16 protein-coding genes are annotated in these 18,550 nt (G+C 69.6%); 5 read left to right on the forward strand and 11 right to left on the reverse strand.

All coding sequences use genetic code 11. From position 1 onward, the window contains the following. Positions 1–116 precede the first annotated feature (116 nt). Both AB0F72_RS11435 and AB0F72_RS11440 read left to right on the forward strand, forming a co-directional pair. Positions 117–1,946 carry a bifunctional metallophosphatase/5'-nucleotidase gene (locus AB0F72_RS11435; RefSeq protein WP_360428962.1) on the forward strand — a complete coding sequence of 610 codons (1,830 nt, stop codon included), beginning with the start codon at positions 117–119 and terminating at the stop codon, positions 1,944–1,946. Positions 1,947–2,181: 235 nt separating this feature from the next. Continuing rightward, positions 2,182–2,472: a chorismate mutase gene (locus tag AB0F72_RS11440; RefSeq protein ID WP_360428965.1), complete on the forward strand. Its 291-nt coding sequence runs from the start codon at positions 2,182–2,184 to the stop codon at positions 2,470–2,472. Positions 2,473–2,644: 172 nt separating this feature from the next. Here AB0F72_RS11440 and AB0F72_RS11445 read toward each other — a convergent pair whose 3' ends face one another. The 7 genes from AB0F72_RS11445 to AB0F72_RS11475 form a co-directional block, all read right to left on the reverse strand. Then, entirely contained in the window at positions 2,645–3,652 is a 1,008-nt protein-coding gene (locus tag AB0F72_RS11445; RefSeq protein ID WP_360428968.1) for a dipeptide ABC transporter ATP-binding protein, read from the reverse strand. Next, the gene (locus AB0F72_RS11450; protein WP_360428971.1) at positions 3,645–4,655 is read right to left on the reverse strand and encodes an ABC transporter ATP-binding protein; all 1,011 of its coding nucleotides are present in this window, start codon (positions 4,653–4,655) and stop codon (positions 3,645–3,647) included. Before AB0F72_RS11450 ends, AB0F72_RS11445 begins: the two co-directional genes overlap by 8 nt. A gap of 25 nt (positions 4,656–4,680) precedes the next feature. Then, complete coding sequence (locus AB0F72_RS11455) at positions 4,681–5,613, reverse strand: ABC transporter permease (RefSeq protein WP_360428973.1); 933 nt, start codon at positions 5,611–5,613, stop codon at positions 4,681–4,683. Continuing rightward, positions 5,606–6,532: an ABC transporter permease gene (locus tag AB0F72_RS11460; protein WP_360428975.1), complete on the reverse strand. Its 927-nt coding sequence runs from the start codon at positions 6,530–6,532 to the stop codon at positions 5,606–5,608. Before AB0F72_RS11460 ends, AB0F72_RS11455 begins: the two co-directional genes overlap by 8 nt. A gap of 127 nt (positions 6,533–6,659) precedes the next feature. Beyond that, positions 6,660–8,273, reverse strand: a complete 1,614-nt coding sequence (locus tag AB0F72_RS11465; protein WP_360429305.1) for an ABC transporter substrate-binding protein — start codon at positions 8,271–8,273, stop codon at positions 6,660–6,662. Positions 8,274–8,541: 268 nt separating this feature from the next. Next, on the reverse strand, positions 8,542–9,210 hold the full coding sequence (locus AB0F72_RS11470) for a response regulator transcription factor (protein WP_360428978.1): 669 nt from the start codon (positions 9,208–9,210) through the stop codon (positions 8,542–8,544). Further along, positions 9,207–10,436 (reverse strand): PspC domain-containing protein, encoded by a 1,230-nt coding sequence (locus AB0F72_RS11475; protein ID WP_360429308.1) that lies wholly within the window; start codon positions 10,434–10,436, stop codon positions 9,207–9,209. The genes AB0F72_RS11470 and AB0F72_RS11475 overlap by 4 nt, the downstream gene beginning before the upstream one ends. Before the next feature lie 187 nt (positions 10,437–10,623). Here AB0F72_RS11475 and AB0F72_RS11480 point away from each other — a divergent pair, with 187 nt between their 5' ends. From AB0F72_RS11480 to AB0F72_RS11490, 3 genes are all read left to right on the forward strand, one after another. After that, positions 10,624–12,216, forward strand: a complete 1,593-nt coding sequence (locus AB0F72_RS11480) for a PspC domain-containing protein (RefSeq protein ID WP_360428981.1) — start codon at positions 10,624–10,626, stop codon at positions 12,214–12,216. Then, the gene (locus AB0F72_RS11485; RefSeq protein WP_360428983.1) at positions 12,213–12,545 is read left to right on the forward strand and encodes a hypothetical protein; all 333 of its coding nucleotides are present in this window, start codon (positions 12,213–12,215) and stop codon (positions 12,543–12,545) included. The genes AB0F72_RS11480 and AB0F72_RS11485 overlap by 4 nt, the downstream gene beginning before the upstream one ends. A 63-nt stretch (positions 12,546–12,608) precedes the next feature. Next, positions 12,609–13,853, forward strand: coding sequence for a phosphatidylserine decarboxylase (locus AB0F72_RS11490; RefSeq protein WP_360428986.1), 1,245 nt, complete (start codon positions 12,609–12,611; stop codon positions 13,851–13,853). A 52-nt stretch (positions 13,854–13,905) separates the two neighbouring features. On the opposite strand, the gene AB0F72_RS11495 is transcribed toward AB0F72_RS11490, so the two are convergent. The 4 genes from AB0F72_RS11495 to guaA all read right to left on the reverse strand — a co-directional run bounded on the left by AB0F72_RS11495 (position 13,906) and on the right by guaA (position 18,534). Next, positions 13,906–14,775, reverse strand: a complete 870-nt coding sequence (locus tag AB0F72_RS11495) for a CDP-alcohol phosphatidyltransferase family protein (RefSeq protein ID WP_360429311.1) — start codon at positions 14,773–14,775, stop codon at positions 13,906–13,908. 234 nt (positions 14,776–15,009) lie between these two features. After that, positions 15,010–15,903 (reverse strand): NUDIX domain-containing protein, encoded by an 894-nt coding sequence (locus AB0F72_RS11500; RefSeq protein ID WP_360428989.1) that lies wholly within the window; start codon positions 15,901–15,903, stop codon positions 15,010–15,012. 5 nt (positions 15,904–15,908) lie between these two features. Beyond that, positions 15,909–16,856, reverse strand: coding sequence for an NUDIX hydrolase (locus AB0F72_RS11505; RefSeq protein ID WP_360428992.1), 948 nt, complete (start codon positions 16,854–16,856; stop codon positions 15,909–15,911). Between the two features lie 130 nt (positions 16,857–16,986). After that, the gene (guaA, locus tag AB0F72_RS11510) at positions 16,987–18,534 is read right to left on the reverse strand and encodes a glutamine-hydrolyzing GMP synthase (RefSeq protein ID WP_360428995.1); all 1,548 of its coding nucleotides are present in this window, start codon (positions 18,532–18,534) and stop codon (positions 16,987–16,989) included. Between the last annotated feature and the right edge of the window lie 16 nt (positions 18,535–18,550).

An 18,550-nucleotide genomic window follows, 5' to 3' on the forward strand; every position in this document is an offset into this window, starting at 1 on the left:
ACTTCCCGGCCGACCCGCTGATCCATCGACGTTCCCCCGAAGTGGTAGCGCTGGATCGAGTGTTACACCAAGCTGTCCGAGTCGGCGAAAAACTCACTCCGATCGGGGGACTCCCCATGACACGGTTGCGTCTCGCCCTACCCGCCGCGGCCCTCGCCGCACTCGGCGTGCTGGCCGCCATTCCGGCGCCACCGAGCGCGGTCGCCGCACCACCGGCGGAGTTCACACCCGTGGCCGCGTCGTACGACGTACCCAAGGGAAAGATCGTCGAAGGCCAATTCTTGAGCTACAACGACTTCCACGGCGCGATCGACCCACCCACCGGCAGCGGCGCGGTGGTCAACGCGAGTGGCACGTCGACGCCGGCCGGCGGGGTGGAGTACCTCGCGACGTGGCTGAAGAAGCTGCGCGCCGGGGCCACCGCCGAGGGCCGGTCGACGATCACCGCGGGCGCCGGCGACCTGATCGGTGGGAGCCCGCTAGTCAGCGCGGCCTTCCACGACGAGCCGACGATCGAGTTGATGAACGAGATCGGGTTGCAGGTCAGCTCGGTCGGCAACCACGAGTTCGACGAGGGTGTCGCCGAGCTGATCCGGATCCAGCGCGGCGGCTGTCACCCGGTCGACGGCTGCCAGGACGGCGACGGCTACCGGGGCGCCGACTTCACCTACCTGGCGGCCAACACGATCGACAAGCGGACCGGCCTGCCGATCCTGCCGCCGATCGAGATCAAGTACGTGGGCGGGGTGCCGGTCGGCTTCATCGGCATGACCCTGGAGGGCACACCCGGCATCGTGAACCCGGCCGGCATCCGGAACGTGCGCTTCACCGACGAGGTGGCCACCGCCAACAAGTGGAGCAAGCTGCTCACCGCCTTCGGCGTGGAGGCGCAGGTGCTGCTGCTGCACGAGGGTGGATCGCAGGGCTCGGCCACCCCGACGCCGGGCGTCTCCGACTGCACGAACTTCACCGGCCCGATCGTTCCGATCGTGGCCGGCCTCAAGCCCGAGATCAGCATCGTGATCTCCGGGCACACGCACCGCTTCTACACGTGCAAGCTGCCGAACAGCGGGGGCGCCGACACGGTCGTCACCAGCGCCGGCAGCAACGGTCAGCTGATCACCGACATCGACTACTCGCTCGACACCCGGACCGGCCGGTTCACCGGGATCACCGCGCGGAATGTGATCGTGGAGAACGGCGTGCCGGACGGCAACGGCGGCTGGCTGCGGGACGCCTCCGGGGCGTACCTGCGGAACCCGGACACCGTCGACGCCGCCGCCAAGAAGGTCGCCGACAAGTACCGCACCGCTGTCGCCCCGATCGCCAACGAGATCGTCGGCAGCATCAGAGCGGACATCGTCCGGACCGCCACCCCGGCCGGCGAGAGCCCACTCGGCGACGTGATCGCCGACGCGCAGCTCGCGTACACCCGGCCGGCCGGCGCGCAGATCGCCCTGATGAACCCGGGCGGCATCCGCGCCGACCTGGACGCCGACCAGTCCTCCGGCGGCGAGGCCTACGGCCAGGTCACGTACGGCGAGGCGTTCACCGTCCAGCCGTTCAACAACCTGGTGGTGACGCAGACCCTCACCGGCACCCAGCTGAAGAACGTGCTGGAACAGCAGTTCGTCGGCTTCGCCGGGCAGACCACCCAGCGGATCCTGCAGGTGTCGGCCGGTCTCACCTACACCTGGAGCGCGTCCGCCGCGCCCGGCTCCAAGGTCAGCAACCTGGCCCTGAACGGCACCCCGATCGACCCGGCCGCGAACTACCAGGTCACCACGAACGACTTCCTGGCGAACGGCGGCGACGGCTTCAGCAACCTCACCCAGGGCACCGGCCGGGTCACCGCTCCCGGCTTCGACGTGGACGCGCTGGTGGCACACCTCGCCACCGGCCCGATCGCGCCCGGCCCGGCCAGCCGGATCACCACGACGCCGTGAGGCCAGGCGTGACGTCCCACCACTCGGGCGGTTTCCTTGCGGGACCGTCCGGGACGGGGGCATACTCGGCAACGTGATCCAGCGGGCGCGATTTTTTTACTACGGCACCGGAAGTCCGGCAGCCGTAGGTCGCGTCTGAACCACAGACCTACAACAAGCCCCGGGCTTCCCCGCTCGGGGCTTGTTGCTTGCCCGGGCCGGGTCGACCGGGGCGTGAGCACCCGAGGAGCAGGACATGACCGCCGAGACCGTGGACCAGACGACCGGAGCGGGCGCGGAGCCGGCCGCCGCGGCGATCCGTGCCAAGCGTGAGCGCATCGACGAGATCGATCAAGCGATCATCGACCTCTGGCTGGAACGCGCGAGCCTCTCCCAGGAGGTCGGCAAGACCCGGATGGCGAGCGGCGGCACGCGCCTGGTGCTGGCCCGCGAACGCGAGATCGTGGAGCGTTTCCGCACCGCCCTCGGCCCGGACGGCACCCAGGTGGCGCTGCTCCTGCTGCGCTCCGGTCGCGGCCCCCTCTAACCACCCCAGCGTGTTGAGTTCGGGCGCGCTCCGCACCTCAACTCCACACGCCCGCCCGGAAAGCGACAAGCGTGTTGAGTTCGGGCGCGCTCCGCACCCCAACTCCACACGCCCGCCCGGAACGACTCGGCGGCGGCCCGGAAACCCGGACCGCCGCCGCTGTCGTTTTCGGTCAGTGACCGTGAACCACGTCGCGGATCTCGGCGAAGTGGCACGCGCTCGGGTGCGGCGACCGGTCGCGGATCTGCAGCATCGGATCCTGCTGGGCGCAGATGTCCTGCGCCTTCCAGCAGCGGGTCCGGAAACGGCAGCCCGACGGCGGGTTGGCCGGCGACGGCACGTCACCCTCCAGGACGATCTGGTCACGGTGACCGCGCAGGCGCGGGTCCGGGACGGGGACCGCCGAGAGCAGAGCTTGGGTGTACGGGTGAGTCGGCTGCTCGTAGATCTCCCGGTCGTAACCGTGCTCCACGATCCGGCCGAGGTACATCACGGCGACACGGTCGGAGATGTGCCTGACCACCGACAGGTCGTGCGCGATGAAGATGTACGACAGGCCGAACTCGTCCTGCAGCCGCGCCAGCAGGTTGATCACCTGGGCCTGGATCGACACGTCGAGCGCGGAGACCGGCTCGTCGCAGACGATGATCTCGGGCTTGAGCGCGAGCGCGCGGGCGATGCCGATGCGCTGGCGCTGGCCGCCGGAGAACTGGTGCGGGTACCGGTTGATGTGGTCCGGATTCAGACCGACCGTGTCGAGCAGGTCCTGCACCGCACGCTGCCGGCCCTTCTTCGGGACGACCTCGGGGTGGATCGCGAACGGCTCACCGATGATGTCGCCGACCGTCATCCGCGGGTTCAGCGAGGTGTACGGGTCCTGCAGCACCATCTGGATGTTGCGGCGGGCCTTGCGCAGCTCGTTGCCCTTGAGGCGGACCATGTCCTGGCCGCGGACCATGATCGAGCCGGAGGTCGGCTTCTCCAGGCCGACCAGCAGCTTCGCCAGCGTCGACTTGCCGCAGCCGGACTCGCCGACGACACCCAGCGTCTCGCCGCGGCGCAGCTGGATGTCGACACCGTCGACCGCCCGGACCGCACCGACCTTGGTCTTGAAGACGATGCCCTGGGTGATCGGGAAGTGCTTGAACAGAGCTTTGGTCTCGAGGACGACGTCACTCACCGAGGACCTCCCGGAAATAGTGGCAGCGGGCGGTGCGGTGCGGTGCGACGGCGTAGGCCGGCGGCGCGGGGTCTTGGCGGCACGGGTCCTTCGCGTACCGGCAGCGCGGGTTGAACGCGCATCCCTGCGGAACGTCGGTCAGCGCCGGCGGCAGGCCGCGGATGACGCTGAGCTCCTGGCCCTTCATGTCGAGCCGGGGAATCGACTCCAGCAGCGCCCGGGTGTACGGGTGCGCCGGCCGGGCGTAGATGTCGTAGACGCCGGCCTCCTCGACGACCTTGCCCGCGTACATCACGGAGATCCGGTCGGCCACGTCCGCGACCACGCCCATGTCGTGCGTGATCAGGATGAGGCCCATGTTGCGGTCCTGCTGGAGTTCCGCGAGCAGGCCCATGATCTGCGCCTGGACGGTCACGTCGAGAGCCGTGGTGGGCTCGTCGGCGATCAGCACCTCGGGGTCGAGCGCGAGCGCCATCGCGATCATGACGCGCTGCCGCATGCCACCGGAGAACTGGTGCGGGTAGTCGTTGATCCGGGCCTTGGCAGCCGGGATCTTGACCTGGTCGAGCAGCTCGATGGCCCGCTTCTTGGAGTCCGCGCGGGACATCCCGCGGTGCATCCGGAACAGCTCGCTGAGCTGGAACCCGACGTTGTAGACCGGGTTCAGCGCGGAGAGCGCGTCCTGGAAGATCATCGCGATCCGGTTGGCGCGCACCTTGCGGCGCTGCTCCTCCGGGACACTGAGCAGGTCGACGCCGCGGTAGCGGATCTCGCCCTTGGTGATGAACCCGGGAGGGCTCTCCAGGATGCCCATGATCGCCTGGGCGGTCACCGACTTGCCACAGCCCGACTCGCCCAGGATGGCGAGGGTCTCGCCCGGGGAGAGCCAGAAGTTCGCGCCGTTGACGGCTTTGGCGACGCCGTACTGGGTCCGGAACTCGACGTGCAGGTCGGTCACTTCGAGCAGAGGTGCGCGCGGATCGATGCCGGGTACGACATCCATTTGCGCCTTGATATCAGTCACAGGGTCACCGCAACTTCGGGTCGAAGGCGTCGCGGATGGCGTCGCCCAGCATGATGAAGGCCAGCACTGTGGCGGCGAGGAAGATCGACGGCCAGACCAGCGGTTCGGTCGCCACTCGAGCGTACGGCGACGCCTCGGAGATCGAGATGCCCCAGCTGATCGCGTCGTTCTTCAGGCCGACGCCGAGGAACGACAGCGTCGCCTCGCTGGCGATGTTCGTGCCCAGCAGGATCGTGAGAACCACGATGAAGGACGCGATCGAGTTCGGCAGGATGTGCCGCAGCATGAGGCGGCCCGGTCCGGCGCCCAGCATCCGGCCGGCGGCCACGTAGTCCTGGTTCTTCGACGAGATCACCGCGGATCGCATCACCCGGGCCGCTGAGGTCCAGGTCAGCAGGCCGAGGGTGAGCGTCACGGCGAGCACGCCGTCCGAGTTCTCGGTGACCAGCCGGTTCGACAGCACGATCGCGCCGAGCAGGAACGGGATGCCGAGCATGATGTCGATGCCGCGGGACAGGACCGCGTCGGCCCAGCCGCCGAAGTAACCGGCGCAGAGGCCGAAGATCATGCCGATCACACCGGCCAGCAGGGTCGACATGATGCCGACGATGATCGAGTTCCGGGCGCCGTAGACGGTCTTCGCGAAGACGTCACAGCCCTGGAAGTCGTATCCGAAGTACGCCGAGCCACTGGCGCCCTTGTGCTGGTTCGCCAGGGTGCACGCGCGCGGGTCCGCCGAGGTGAAGAGCGACGGCCAGATCGCCATCAGCAGGATGACGACCACCAGCACGACCGACACCCAGAAGATCTTGTTCCGGCGCAGGTCGATCCAGGCGTCTCCGGCAAGGCTGCGTGGCTTGTCGGACTTGCGGCCCGGACGGGGCCCGGCTTGTGGCGCGGGGGCCTCGACGGCGGTTACGGCGTTGGGGTCACTCATAGCGGATCCTGGGGTCGAGGGCGGCGTACAGCAGATCGACGAGGAGGTTCACGATCAGGAAGATGACCACCAGCACGCTGACGAAGCCGACCACCAGCGGGCCGTCCTCGGTCGTGATCGCGCGGGCGATGTTGAAGCCGACGCCGGGGATGTTGAAGATCTTCTCGGTCACGATCGCGCCGGACATCAGGCCGCCCAGGTCGACGCCGATCAGCGTCACGACCGGGATCAGCGAGTTGCGCAGCACGTGGACCCAGATGACGCGCCGGCGGGTCAGGCCCTTGGCCCGCGCCGTGCGCACGTAGTCGGCCCGGAGGTTCTCGACGACCGAGGTACGGGTCACCCGCAGCTCCGTGGCGATCACCAGACTGCCCAGCACCAGGGCCGGCAGCAGCAGGTCGTAGAGCGAGGCGTCCCGGGTCGCGGTCGGCGGGAACCAGCCGAGCTTGATACCGAAGATCAGCTGTGCGAGAGGCGCGAGCACGACGATCGGCATGGCCAGCACGACCAGCGTCGCGACCAGTGTGACGTTGTCGAAGAGGCCACCCCGCCTGATCGCGGAGTAGACGCCCGCCGTGACCGCGATCGTGGCCGCGATGACGATGGCGAGGAGAGCCAGCTTCAGCGTCACCGGCCACGCGTTCGCGAGCATGGCCGAGATCTTCTGACCGGTCAGCGAGGTACCGAGGTCACCGGTGAGGAGACCCTTCATGTAGTACCAGTACTGAGTGAGGAAGCTCTCATTCAGATGGTAACGCTCCGTCAGCGCGATTCGCTGACTCTCAGTGATGGGTCGTTCGCCCGCCAACGCCTGGAGGGGGTCGTCCTGGTTGGCGAACGTCAGCGCGAAAACCACAAAGGTGGCCCCGAAGAATGTCAGGACCATCTGCAGTAAGCGCCGCACGATGTAGCGGAACATACGGGTTTAGCCTCTTCCGCGGAAGAGCGCCGGCCTCGTGAGCTCGGCGACGAGGAGTGGGGTTAACGCAGTGGTGGCGCCACGGTTTCACATGCTCCGTGACGCCACCACCGTTCGAGCGGTTAAATCAGTTGACTACTTCGATCTCGTACAGGTTCACCTTCTGGAAGAGGTCAACCGTAACGTTGGAGACCTTCTCCGAGTAGCCGAACACGTTCTGATCGTTGCGCAGCGGAATCACCGGCATTTCCTTGGCGAGGATATCCTCAGCCTGCTGCCACTTCGCGATGGCCTCCTCCGGGGTGGCGGCTTCGCGGCCGGCCTGGACGAGCTCGTCGAAGGTCGTGTTGCTGTACCCGTAGTAGTTGGAGGAGCCGCCGGTCGCGTACAGCGGGCCGAGGTAGTTCTCCATCAGCGGGTAGTCCATGATCCAGCCGAGACGGATGAGGCCGACCGGCTGCTTCTTCTCGACCTTGGTCAGCAGGTCGGCGAACTTCGGCTCACCGACACCGGTGCAGTTCACACCGAGCGCGGCCTTGATCTGGTTGCACGTCGCGTCGACCCACGCCTTGTGCGGGCCGTCAGCGTTGTACGTGATCTTCAGCTCGGCCGGGCCCTTGGCGGCGTCGTAGAGCTTCTTGGCCTCGGTGGGGTTGTACTCACAGTTCGCGCCACAGGTGTTCTCGCGGTAGCCCGCGACCACCGGCGAGACGAACGAGGTGGCCGGGGTCTCCGCGCCGAGGAAGACCTGGTCGGTGATCTCCTTGCGGTTGATCGCCATCGAGATCGCCTGCCGGACCCGGACGTCCGAGAACTCCTTCTGGAACGTCGGGAAACCGACGAACTGGAAGCCGGAGTTCGGGCTCTTCTGGAAGCGGTCACCCAGGTCGGCGGAGGCCGACGCGAGGCTCTCGAGCGGGATCTGGGTCTGCACGTCGAGGTTGCCCGCGACGAGGTCCGCGTACTGAGCGGCGTCGTCCTGGTAGATCTTCCAGGTGATGCCGTCGACCTTCGGAACCTGGCCCTTGAAGTCGGCGACCTTCTCGACGACGACCTGCGCGTCGTGCTCCCACTTGCCCTTCATCTTGAAGGGGCCGTTACCGATGATCGCGTCCTCGAAGCCCTCGGCGAGAACGCCGTCGGAGGAGAAGGCGGCCTTCGGCAGCGGGTAGAACACGGTGTAACCGAGCAGCGACGCGAAGCTCGCGAACGGCGCGGACAGCGTGATCTCCAGCGTGGTCTCATCCACGGCCTTCAGGCCGGTGAGCTTCTTCGCCTTGGGCTCGGGAGCCGTCTTCGGGCCCTCCTCGCCGTCCGGGTCCTCGCTCTGCAGGTCGGCGAAGCCGGCGATGCTCGAGAAGAAGTAGGAACCGCCCTGGCCGTTCGGACCGTAGGCGCCGTAGTTCCAGGCGTCGACGTAGTTCTGCGCGATGACCGGCTCGCCGTTGTGGAAGGTGAAGCCGGGCTTCAGCTTCACGGTCCAGACCTTGTTGGTCTTGTCCGGCGTGATCGACTCGGCCGCGACCGGGACCGGGTTGTTCTTGGCGTCGAAGTCGACCAGCGGGTAGAACAGCGAGGCCAGAACCTCAGCACCGTTCGTCTCCGTCGTGTTCGACGGGATGAGGTGCTGCGGCTCGGCGATACCGATCACCACAGTATTGGAAGTGGCGGACGACTCATCAGAGTCGCCGCTACCGCAACCGGCGGCCAACAAGGCGATGGCGGTCGCACCGACCGCCATCTTCCATGGGCTTTTCCCAAGCATGGGAGTGCCTCCTTCAGGGGCGCTCACGAGGGGTTGTGTGAGTAGCTGCCACTGTGACACAGAGGCACGGAAACCAATGAGCGCCGTTATCAAGCCGATATTAGCCGTTTACGTCCGTACGCAGACCCAAAGATCGTTCTTTCGCCGGATTCGACCGGCCTGACCTGGGCGTACGCCCGCGCGTGCCCCCTCGGCTACCCCATGCAGCCAAACGGCCCATTTTGGACGGCCAGTCGGATGACCTTCAGACCAGGCGCCGGTCAGCGGCCCATCGTGACAGCTCGTAGCGGTTGCTCATCTGTAGCTTCCGCAGCACGTTCGAGACGTGCGTCTCCACCGTCTTGATCGAGATGAACAGCTCCTTGGCGATCTCCTTGTACGCGTAGCCCCTGGCCAGCAGCCGCAGCACCTCGCGCTCACGGTTGGTGAGCTGGTCCAGCTCCGGGTCGGCCACCGGCACGTCCGGCCGGGAGGCGAACGCGTCGAGCACGAAACCGGCCAGGCGGGGACTGAACACCGCGTCACCGTCGGCCACCCGGCGCACCGCCGCGGCCAGTTCGTCCGGCGAGATGGTCTTCGTGACGTAACCGCGCGCACCGGCCCGGATCAGGCCGATCACGTCCTCCGCGGCGTCCGACACCGAAAGCGCCAGGAACAGGACCTGTGGGTGGGTACGCCGGATCGTCTCCAGCACCGCGCGACCGCCACCGTCCGGCATGTGCACGTCGAGCAGCACCACGTCCGGGCGGACCGCCTGGATCCGGCTGATCGCCTCGGCCACCGAGCTGGCCTCGCCCACCACGTCGACGTGCGCACCCAGCTCGGCGCGCACGCCCGCGCGGAACATCGCATGGTCGTCGACGAGGAAGACGGCCAGCCGTCGCGGTTCGGTCTCTGCCACGGGCTCGGTCATCGTGCCTGCTCCTTACCGGCGGTCACGCTTTCCCGGGTGACCGGGAGCATGAGCCGCACTTCTGTACCGTCGCCGGGCGCGCTGCGAATCTCGGCGCGCCCGCCGTGGCGCTGCATGCGCCCGATGATCGACCCACGGACGCCGTGCCGGGTCTCCGCCACGCCGTCGATCTCGAAGCCTGCGCCGCGATCCCGGACGAAGACGCTCAATTCGTCCTCCTCGACCTCGGCGTAGAGCGAGACGGTCTGCACCCCAGCGTGCCGCGCGGCGTTGACGAGTGCCTCCCGGGCCGCCGCGACGAGCGCCGCCACCCGATCGTCGCACTGGGTGTCGCCGACCACCACGGTCTCCACGGTGATCGCGTAGGTGTCCTCCACCTCGGCCGCGGCCTGCTCCAGCGCCGCCGCGAACCGCTCGGTCGGCGAGGCGGTCGGCTTGTAGAGCCAGTTGCGCAGGCTGCGCTCCTGGCCGCGGGCGAGCCGCTGCACCTCCTTGATGTCCGCCGAGTTGCGCTGGATCAGCGCGAGCGTGTGCAGCACCTGGTCATGGATCATGGCGGCCAGCTCGGCGCGCTCCTGCTCGCGGATCCGGCCCTCGCGCTCGGCGCGCAGCTGGCCGAAGGTGCGCCAGATCAGCGGCGCGACCACCACGCCGACGCCGACCAGGCCGACGAAGGCGAAGATCACACCGTTGAAGACCGCGGAGATCGAGTTGTCCGGCGCGTAGACGGCGACCACGCCGATCAGGCCGATCGCGACGAGGATGCCGCCGCCGATGAAGCGGAAGAGGAAGGAACGCCGATCGTTCTCGGACACGATGGCGGCGAGCCATGGCGTCGAGGCGATGTTGTAATCGGCGCCGTACTCGCGGCGGCTGGGGTCGGACTGGTGCCAGATCACGCCGGCCCCGACCGCGATCACCGCGATCATCCAGCCGACGGTGGTGGCCACCTGGTCGTCGAAGACGAGGGCCTGGAGCAGCACCACGCCGAGACCGATCGCGGCGAACGGCGCCAGGGCGGAGAGGTCACGGCCGGCCGGCTGCTCGTCGCCGCGCGCTTCCTGCGGCAGCACCGCCCAGTACGCGGCGTAGAGAAGAAGGCCGAGCGCGTTGAAGCCGAGCAGGACCACGAGGGCGATCCGCACCGCCAGCACCGGCAGGCCGAGATGGCGCGCCAGCCCGGCGGCGACACCCGCGACGATGCGGTGGTCCCGCGGCCGGTACAACCGGCGCGGCTGAGGAACAGCGGTGGTGGTGATCGCACTTCTCCTTTCGTGCCCTTCGATCGTCACACGTCGCGCCGCTCCGGGGCCACGGGTAAGCACCCTGGGAAACCGGGACCCCGGATCTCAGGGTGGCCTCAGGGTCGGTTCCGGAAGCGACTCGGGTGAGCGGGCGCGCAGGATCGATGGCATGAACGACGAAGCTGCCCAGTCCAGCGGACCTTCCACGCCGGGCGCCGGTCCACAGGGCGCCGAGGCACCTTCCTCTCCCCCTGCCGGCGCACAGCCGGACCCGGATCCCGGCGCACAGCCGGGCCCTCAGACAGACCCGCAACCGGGTCCGCAGCCGGGCCCGCCGCCCGGACCGCAGCCGGGCGGGACCGTTCCGCCCTGGCTGTCCGGCGCCGGCGCCGCGTTCGATCGGCAGCAACTGGTGCGCCCGCGCGACGGCCGATACATCGCCGGCGTCTGCGGCGCCCTGGCCCGGGCCACCAACACCGACCCGGTGCTGTGGCGGGTGCTGCTCGGCGTGCTCGGCATCCTCGGCGGCACCGGCGTGCTGCTCTACCTGATCGGCTGGCTGATCATCCCGTCCGAGGGCGACACCGCCTCACCTGTCGAGTCGCTGCTCGGCAAGGGCCGCTCCGGGATGGCGCCGCTCTCGGTCGTGCTGCTCGGCAGCGCCGCGCTGCTGACCTTCGCCTTCATCGTCAACTCCGGCGCGCGGGCCAGCATGCTCGCCGCGGCCGTGATCCTCGGGGCGTTCCTACTGATCAAGCGGGGCGGGGTGAACGACACGACGCTCGCCTCCACCACCGCGCCACCGTCACCGCCTCCGCCCTCCGCCGGCCCGGACGAGCCGACAATGGCCTTCACCGCGCCGGGAACAGTCCCGGCAACCGGTCCTGGTACAGCCCCGGGAGCGGGTCCGGCCGCCTTCCCGGCCGAGCCGATGACCGCACCGCCGGCGCCGAGCTACGAGCCGTCGATGACCGCCCCGGCGGCGCCCAGCTACGAGCCGTCGATGACCGCACCGCCGGCGCCCAGCTACGAGCCGCCGCTGTTCGCCCCGCCGGCCGAGGGCTACCGCCCGCCGTTCGCGCCGCACGGCCCGTACGCGAGCGGCCCGGTCCCCCCGCAGCCGCCGAAACCGCCCAAGCCCGCCAAGCCGCCGAAGCCCCCGCGGGAGCGCTCGGTGCTCGGCCGCCTGACCTTCTTCGCTGTCGTCGTCGTGATGGGCCTGCTCGCCGTGCTCGACATGGCCGGCGTGAACGTGGTCGTCTCGGCGTACTTCGCGGCCGCCCTCGCCACCATCGCGTTCGGCCTGATCCTCGGCTCGTGGTTCGGCCGGGCTCGCGGGCTGATCGCGCTCGCCCTGATCGCCACCCTCGGACTGTTCGTCTCCACCGGCACCGAGCGCTGGGGCGGCGAGTTCCGGGACAGCGTCTACCGCCCGACCAGCCTGACCGAGCTCGCCGACCGGTACGACTTCACCTTCGGCAACGTCACGCTCGACCTGCGCGACGTCGACTTCGCCGGCGCCGAGCAGCACACGACCGTGGACATGAAGTTCGGACAGCTGCGGGTCCTGCTTCCGCCGGAGGTGGACACCACTGTCGACGTGACCGGCGGCGGTGTACGTACCGTCCTGTTCGACACCGAGAGCGCCAGTTCCGAAGAGAATCGGCAGACCGTCACCGACCTCGGCGCCGACGGCGCCGGCGGCGGAACACTCCAGCTCGATCTGCGGCTGGACACCGGCAACGTGGAGGTTTCCCGATGAAGGCGCACCGCATGGACGGCGTCTCCCTGACGTTCGGCCTGATCTTCCTGGGCATCGCGGTCTGGTGGGCGATCTCCCGGGTGATCACGGTTCATCTGCCCGCGGTCGGCTGGATCGTCGCGGCCGCTCTGATCTTCTTCGGGGTGATCGGCCTGTTCGGCGCGATCCGCTCCGGCCGGCGTGACGAGCCGGCCACGGCGCCGGTCGCCGCCGAGGCGCGGATCGAGACACCCGGCGACCTGCCCCCGGAGATGCACGCCTCGATCGTGCAGGAGTTGCTCGACGACCCGGCCACCCGGTTCACCAAGGAAGAGCCGCACCGGGACTGACGAGAAGTGCCAGAGCCCCGCCCACCGGGAAACATCGGTTGGGCGGGGCAATATGCTCGCTGGATGACCCCGTATCCCGCCGTGTCCACCACGCCCGTAACCGGTGTGGGTGCCCGGGCCGCCCGTACCCTGACCGCCGAGTTCGCCCGGCAGAACGCGGCCACGTCCGCCCTGCTGGTGGGCGCCGACCACGCCTCCGCGGTGGTCGCCGCGGCCGTCGAGTCTCTGCTCCCCGGCGACACCCTGACCCTCGTCCCCGGTGAGCACAGCAGCTCCGATCTGCTGCGCGGCCACATCACCGGCCTGGGCAGCTGGGTCGCCGAACGGGTGAAGATCGTCGAATCGCTGGACGAGGCGCAGCCCGCCGACGTCGTGATCGTCGCCGAGCCGGTCACCGGCACCGCCGAGGAGACCCGCGTCCTGCTCGACCGGCTCGGCAAGCACCTCGCCGACGGTGGCGTGCTGTCGGTCGCCACGCCGGCCACGCCGGGCCGTACCGGTGGCGCCGCCGCCGAGCTCTTCCGCCAGGGCGCGCTCTTCGGCGTCGGCTCCGACCTGGTGGTCCGCAACCAGCCGCCGCTGCGGGTCCACAAGTTCCGCTTCTCGCCGGCCGACGTGTCGACCGCCGCGGGGCTCGCGCCCGCCTACCGGACGTCGAGCGTCCCGGTCACCCGGACGATGCACATCGACTCCAACGGCGTCGCCGCCGCCGGCATCGCGCTCGGCCTCGCCGCGCTGGCCCGCCGGGCCCGGCCGAAGTCGAAGCTCTGGCTGCTGCCGGCGCTGGCCGCCGCGCCGGTCGCCGCGTTCTTCCGCGATCCGGAGCGCGACGGGCCGACCGACCCGTCCGCCGTGGTGGCCTCCGCGGACGGCAAGGTGCTCTCCGTCGAGCGGATGCACGACGAGCGGTTCGGACCCGGCGAGTTCCTGCGGATCGCTGTCTTCCTGTCCGTTTTTGACGTGCACGTGAACCGCTCGCCGGTGGCCGGCCGGGTCGCCGACTACTTCGTCGAGGAGGGCGGGTACGCGAACGCCATGACCGCGGCGGCCGAGCACAACGTGGCCGCGTACACGGTGCTCGACACCGACCACGGCACGGTGGCGGTGGCACAGCGGACCGGCCTGATCGCCCGCCGCATCGTGCAGCGCGCGCCGGTCGGGACGCTGCTGGCCCGCGGCGAGCGGTACGGGTTGATCCGGTTCGGCTCGCGGACCGACGTCTACCTGCCGGCCGACAAGGCCGAGGCCCTCGTCAACGTGGGTGAGCGCGTGGTCGGCGGCACCACGGTGATCGCCCGCTGGAAGTGAGAGAACGGGCCGCCTCCCGTCGGGAGGCGGCCCGTTTCACATCGGCTCGGGGTCAGACCCGCTTGGCACGCACCCATAGGACCGGGCCGCTGGCCAAATAGGCCGCCACGATCAGCACGAAGGCCATCCGGGGGTCGATCAGCGCGCCGACGACCGGCAGCAGCAGGAGCCACGGCGGCAGCTTCAGGATCCGGGCGAGCTTCGCATACGGGAAGCTGGACACCATCGCGAAGGCGAGCATCGTCACCCCGCCGAGCAGGACGATGCCGGGCAGGTCGTCGAGCCCGATCAGAACGGTGAGCGCCAGCACCGCGGCGGCCATCGTGGTGGGAACGCCGCTGAAGAACCGGCCGTCCTTCGGCGAGACGTTGAAACGTGCCAGCCGGATCGCGGCGCAGCCGGCGACGAGCGCGCAGGCGATCGCGGCGGCGGCCGGCGGCACCGAATTGGCGAGTGAGGCGTAGACCACGACCGGCGCGGCCAGACCGAAAGAGCACATGTCGGCCAGCGAGTCCATCTGCGCGCCGAACGGGCTGGAAACGCCGAGTTTGCGGGCGAGCGCACCGTCCAGGCCGTCGAACCCGACGCAGGCCACCAGGCAGGCGGCCGCGATCCGGACGTCGCCGTCCATGGCCAGGAAGATCGCCAGCAGGCCGAGGCCCAAGCTGGCCAGGGTGCACGCGTTGACCAGCGCGAAGCTTGCCTTGCGGGAGATGGTGTGCTCGCCGGGAAGCAGCGAGATCGAATCCGGCTCCGGCTCGGCGACCGGGACGGGCACCGGAACCACCAGGGTGCGCACCGGCTCGGACGGGGTGTAGAGCACCTCGGCCCGGGTCGCGGTCGCGGCCCGACCGGTCTCACCGGAGCGGCGGCCCACCCGAACCATCAGGGCCTGCCGCGCGAGACTCCCGCCGCGGCGCAGCCGGCCAGCCCAACGACGCCCAGCGGGACGGGGACTATCCGTCGTTCGACGCCGGCGCCAAGGGGAACTCGGCACGTGCTTCCTCCATGGAGTTCGGTTGTTCCGCCGGTGTCCGGCGAAATGCGGGTTACACCTTCGCACAAACCGGACTGCCTTGGCGAGAGGCGCATGATCCTCATGTACAACGCCGGCGTCCGCGAATTTCATTCATCCTCGGCCTTACGTACCCCGATTTTAGCCCTTCCGGGCCAAAGCCTCCCGGGACAGCTCGGTGAGCGGCAGGCTCGCGAGCTCCGCGCGGGTGAACCAGGCAGCCTCGGAAGTGGATCCGCCGGCCGCCTCGGTGACCACCGCCGGGCTCGGATCGTCGACGGTGACCTCGTAGAACACCCGGATCACGTGCCAGTCGAGCGGCACTCCCTCGGGCCCGAGCGCGGCCGGGTCGTACCTGTGCGAAACGCCCAGGAGGCTGACGACGCGGCCCTGTTGTGAGGTCTCCTCGACGAGCTCGCGGGCGAGCGCCTGCTCCGGCGTCTCGCCGAAGTCGGTGCCGCCGCCGGGCAGATGCCACCGCCCCCCGCCCGGGTAGCCGTCGGCGATCCGGGTCAGCAGGATCCGTCCGGCCGCGTCACTCGCCAGGGCGTACGCCCCGAAGCGCTGCACCGGGCCGGGCGGCCGCTCCGCCGGGACCTCCGGAACCGGCACCTCCGCCGCGTCGAACCGGACTCCCAGGACACTCGCCGTGAACGGCAGCAGCGGCCGCACCGCGACGTCCGCCGGTGACACCCACTCGGCCAGGTCGCTGGTGCCGTCCGTCTCGTCCCGGAGCTCGCCGCCGATCACCTCGACGTCGTAGAGGATCCGGTCGGTGTGCTCGACCGTGTCGTCGGGCAGCACGATCAGGTCGGCGGTGGCGGCGCGCACCCCTCTGACGCGTACCGAAAGGCCTGTCTCCTCGGCGAACTCCCGGACGATCGTGTCGTCCGGGTGCTCACCTTGATCGATGCCGCCGCCGGGAAGCGACCAGACGCCGGGGAACGCCGCGGCGTCCGAGCCTCGGGTCAGCAGCACCCGGCCATCGGTGTCGCGGCAGACGCCGTACGCCGCCGCCCGTCTATTGATCTTCACCGAGCCTAGATTAGCCGCGCCGCCCGCAACGCGTCCGCCGTCACTTCGGTCAGCTGGTCGGCGGCGAGGTCGGCGACCTCCTTGAGCGGCATCCACCGCGCCTCGTCGGTCGAGCCGCCGACGTCGTGGATTGTCACTTCGGTGGGGTGATCGACGACGACCCGGTAGAACGCCCGGACGCCGTGCCAGTCGATCGGGTAACCCTCCGGGCCGAGCGAGGCGGCGTCCCGGTGGCTTGCCACACCGAGCAGCTCGATGATCCGGCCCGCCTGACCGGTCTCCTCGACCAGTTCCCGGATCAGGGCCGGTCCCGGCTGCTCGCCGTAATCCGTGCCGCCGCCGGGCAGATGCCAGCAGCCGGCGCCCGGATATCCCGGCGAGATGCGGGTGAGCAGGAGGTTCTCGTACGGGTCGGTGGCGATCGCGTACGCCGCGAAGCGCTGGGCCCGGTGCAGGCCGTCGGGTCCCTCGTAGGCGTAGAAGGAGGGGAAGACCGGTGCTTCCTCGGGCCGCAGGTCGGCGGAGGCGGCGGGCAGACCGAGCGCGGCCGCGGTGAACTGCCGCAGCTTCAGCCGGGCCGCTTCCTCCAGCGTGTGCCACCTGGCCAGGTCGGTGGGGTGCCCGACCCGGTCGATCAGGTTGCCACCGCGCACCGACACCTCGTAGATCAGGCGATCGGTGTGGATGGTGACGCCTCGATGCGGCATCGACCGCATGTCGGCGAGGACGTCCTGCAGCCCGGTGACGGCGACCGAGAGGCCGGTCTCCGCCGCGGTCTCCCGGACGACGGTGTGATTGGGATCTTCGCCGTGGTCGACGGCGCCGCCGGGCAGCGACCAGACTCCGGGGGTACCGGATTTGGACGAGGCCCGGACCAGGAGAACGCGGCCGGCGTCGTCGTGCGCGACGGCGTAGGCGGCGATCCTGCGGAGCGGTTCCAGTGCGGGGGTCACGGGCGGCATTCTGCCCGGAATATGTTACCTCTCAAGAACTTCTGTCAACTTCACGACAGTGGGATAGCGGTGAGTAACCGCAGCTCAGGGCGGTTTTACCCGCCCTGAGCTATTGATCCACTACCGAGAGTCACTCCCACTCGATGGTGCCCGGCGGCTTGCTCGTGACGTCCAGCACCACTCGGTTGATCTCCCGGACCTCGTTGGTGATCCGGTTCGAGATCGTGGCGATCACGTCGTACGGCAGGCGGGACCAGTCGGCGGTCATGGCGTCCTCGCTGGAGACCGGCCGCAGCACCACCGGGTGCCCGTAGGTACGCCCGTCGCCCTGCACCCCGACGCTGCGCACGTCGGCGAGCAGCACCACCGGGAACTGCCAGACGTCCCGGTCCAGCCCCGCCGAGGTCAGCTCCTCGCGGGCGATCAGGTCGGCCTGACGCAGGATGTCCAGCCGGTCCCGGTCCACCGCGCCGATGATCCGGATCGCCAGGCCGGGGCCCGGGAACGGGTGCCGCTGCACCATCGCCTCGGGCAGGCCCAGCTCGGCGCCGAGCGCGCGGACCTCGTCCTTGAAGAGCGTGCGCAGCGGCTCGATCAGCGCGAACTGCAGATCGTCCGGAAGGCCGCCGACGTTGTGGTGCGACTTGATGTTCGCCGTGCCGGTGCCGCCGCCGGACTCCACCACGTCCGGGTAGAGGGTGCCCTGCACCAGGAACTCGATGTGCCGCTCGGCGTCCAGGTCACGGGCCGCCGCCTCGAACGTGCGGATGAACTCGCGGCCGATGATCTTGCGCTTCTGCTCCGGGTCGGTGACGCCGGCGAGGTGCCCGAGGAACTGCTCCTCCGCGTCGACGACGACCAGCCGGATGCCGGTGGCGGCGACGTAGTCCTTCTCCACCTGCTCGCGCTCGCCCGCCCGCAGCAGGCCGTGGTCGACGAAGACACAGGTGAGCTGGTCACCGATCGCCTTGTGGACGAGCGCCGCGGCGACCGCCGAGTCGACGCCGCCGGAGAGGCCGCAGATGACCTGCTTGTCGCCGACCTGCTCGCGGATCAGGGCGACCTGGTCGTCGATGATGTTGCCGGGCGTCCAGGTCGGCTCGATGCCGGCGATGTCGTACAGGAAGCGCTTGAGCATCTCCTGGCCCTGCTCGGTGTGCGCCACCTCGGGGTGGAACTGCACACCGGCCCGCTTGGCGGTCAGGTCCTCGAACGCCGCGACCGGTGCGCCCGGGGTCGACGCGGTGACAGCGAAGCCCTCCGGAGCGACCGCCACGCTGTCGCCGTGGCTCATCCAGACCGGCAGGTCGGCCGGGAGGTCGCGGAGCAGGGTGCCACCCTGTGCGGCAAGGAGGGTCCGGCCGTACTCCCGGAAGCCGGTGTGCGCCACCGTGCCGCCGAGGGCCTGGGCCATCGCCTGGAAGCCGTAGCAGATGCCGAAGACCGGCACGTCGGACGCGAAGAGGCCGGCGTCGAGAACCGGCGCGCCCGGCTCGTAGACGCTGGACGGGCCGCCGGAGAGGATGATCGCGGCGGGGTTCTTCGCCAGCATCTCGGCCACCGGCATCGAGTGCGGGACGATCTCGGAGTAGACGCGGGCCTCACGGACCCGGCGGGCGATCAGCTGGGCGTACTGGGCGCCGAAGTCGACGACGAGGACGGGACGCGGGGTACTCACCCGGCGAGTTTACCGG

Source organism: Actinoplanes sp. NPDC023936, from assembly GCF_040639325.1.
Lineage (GTDB): Bacteria > Actinomycetota > Actinomycetes > Mycobacteriales > Micromonosporaceae > Actinoplanes.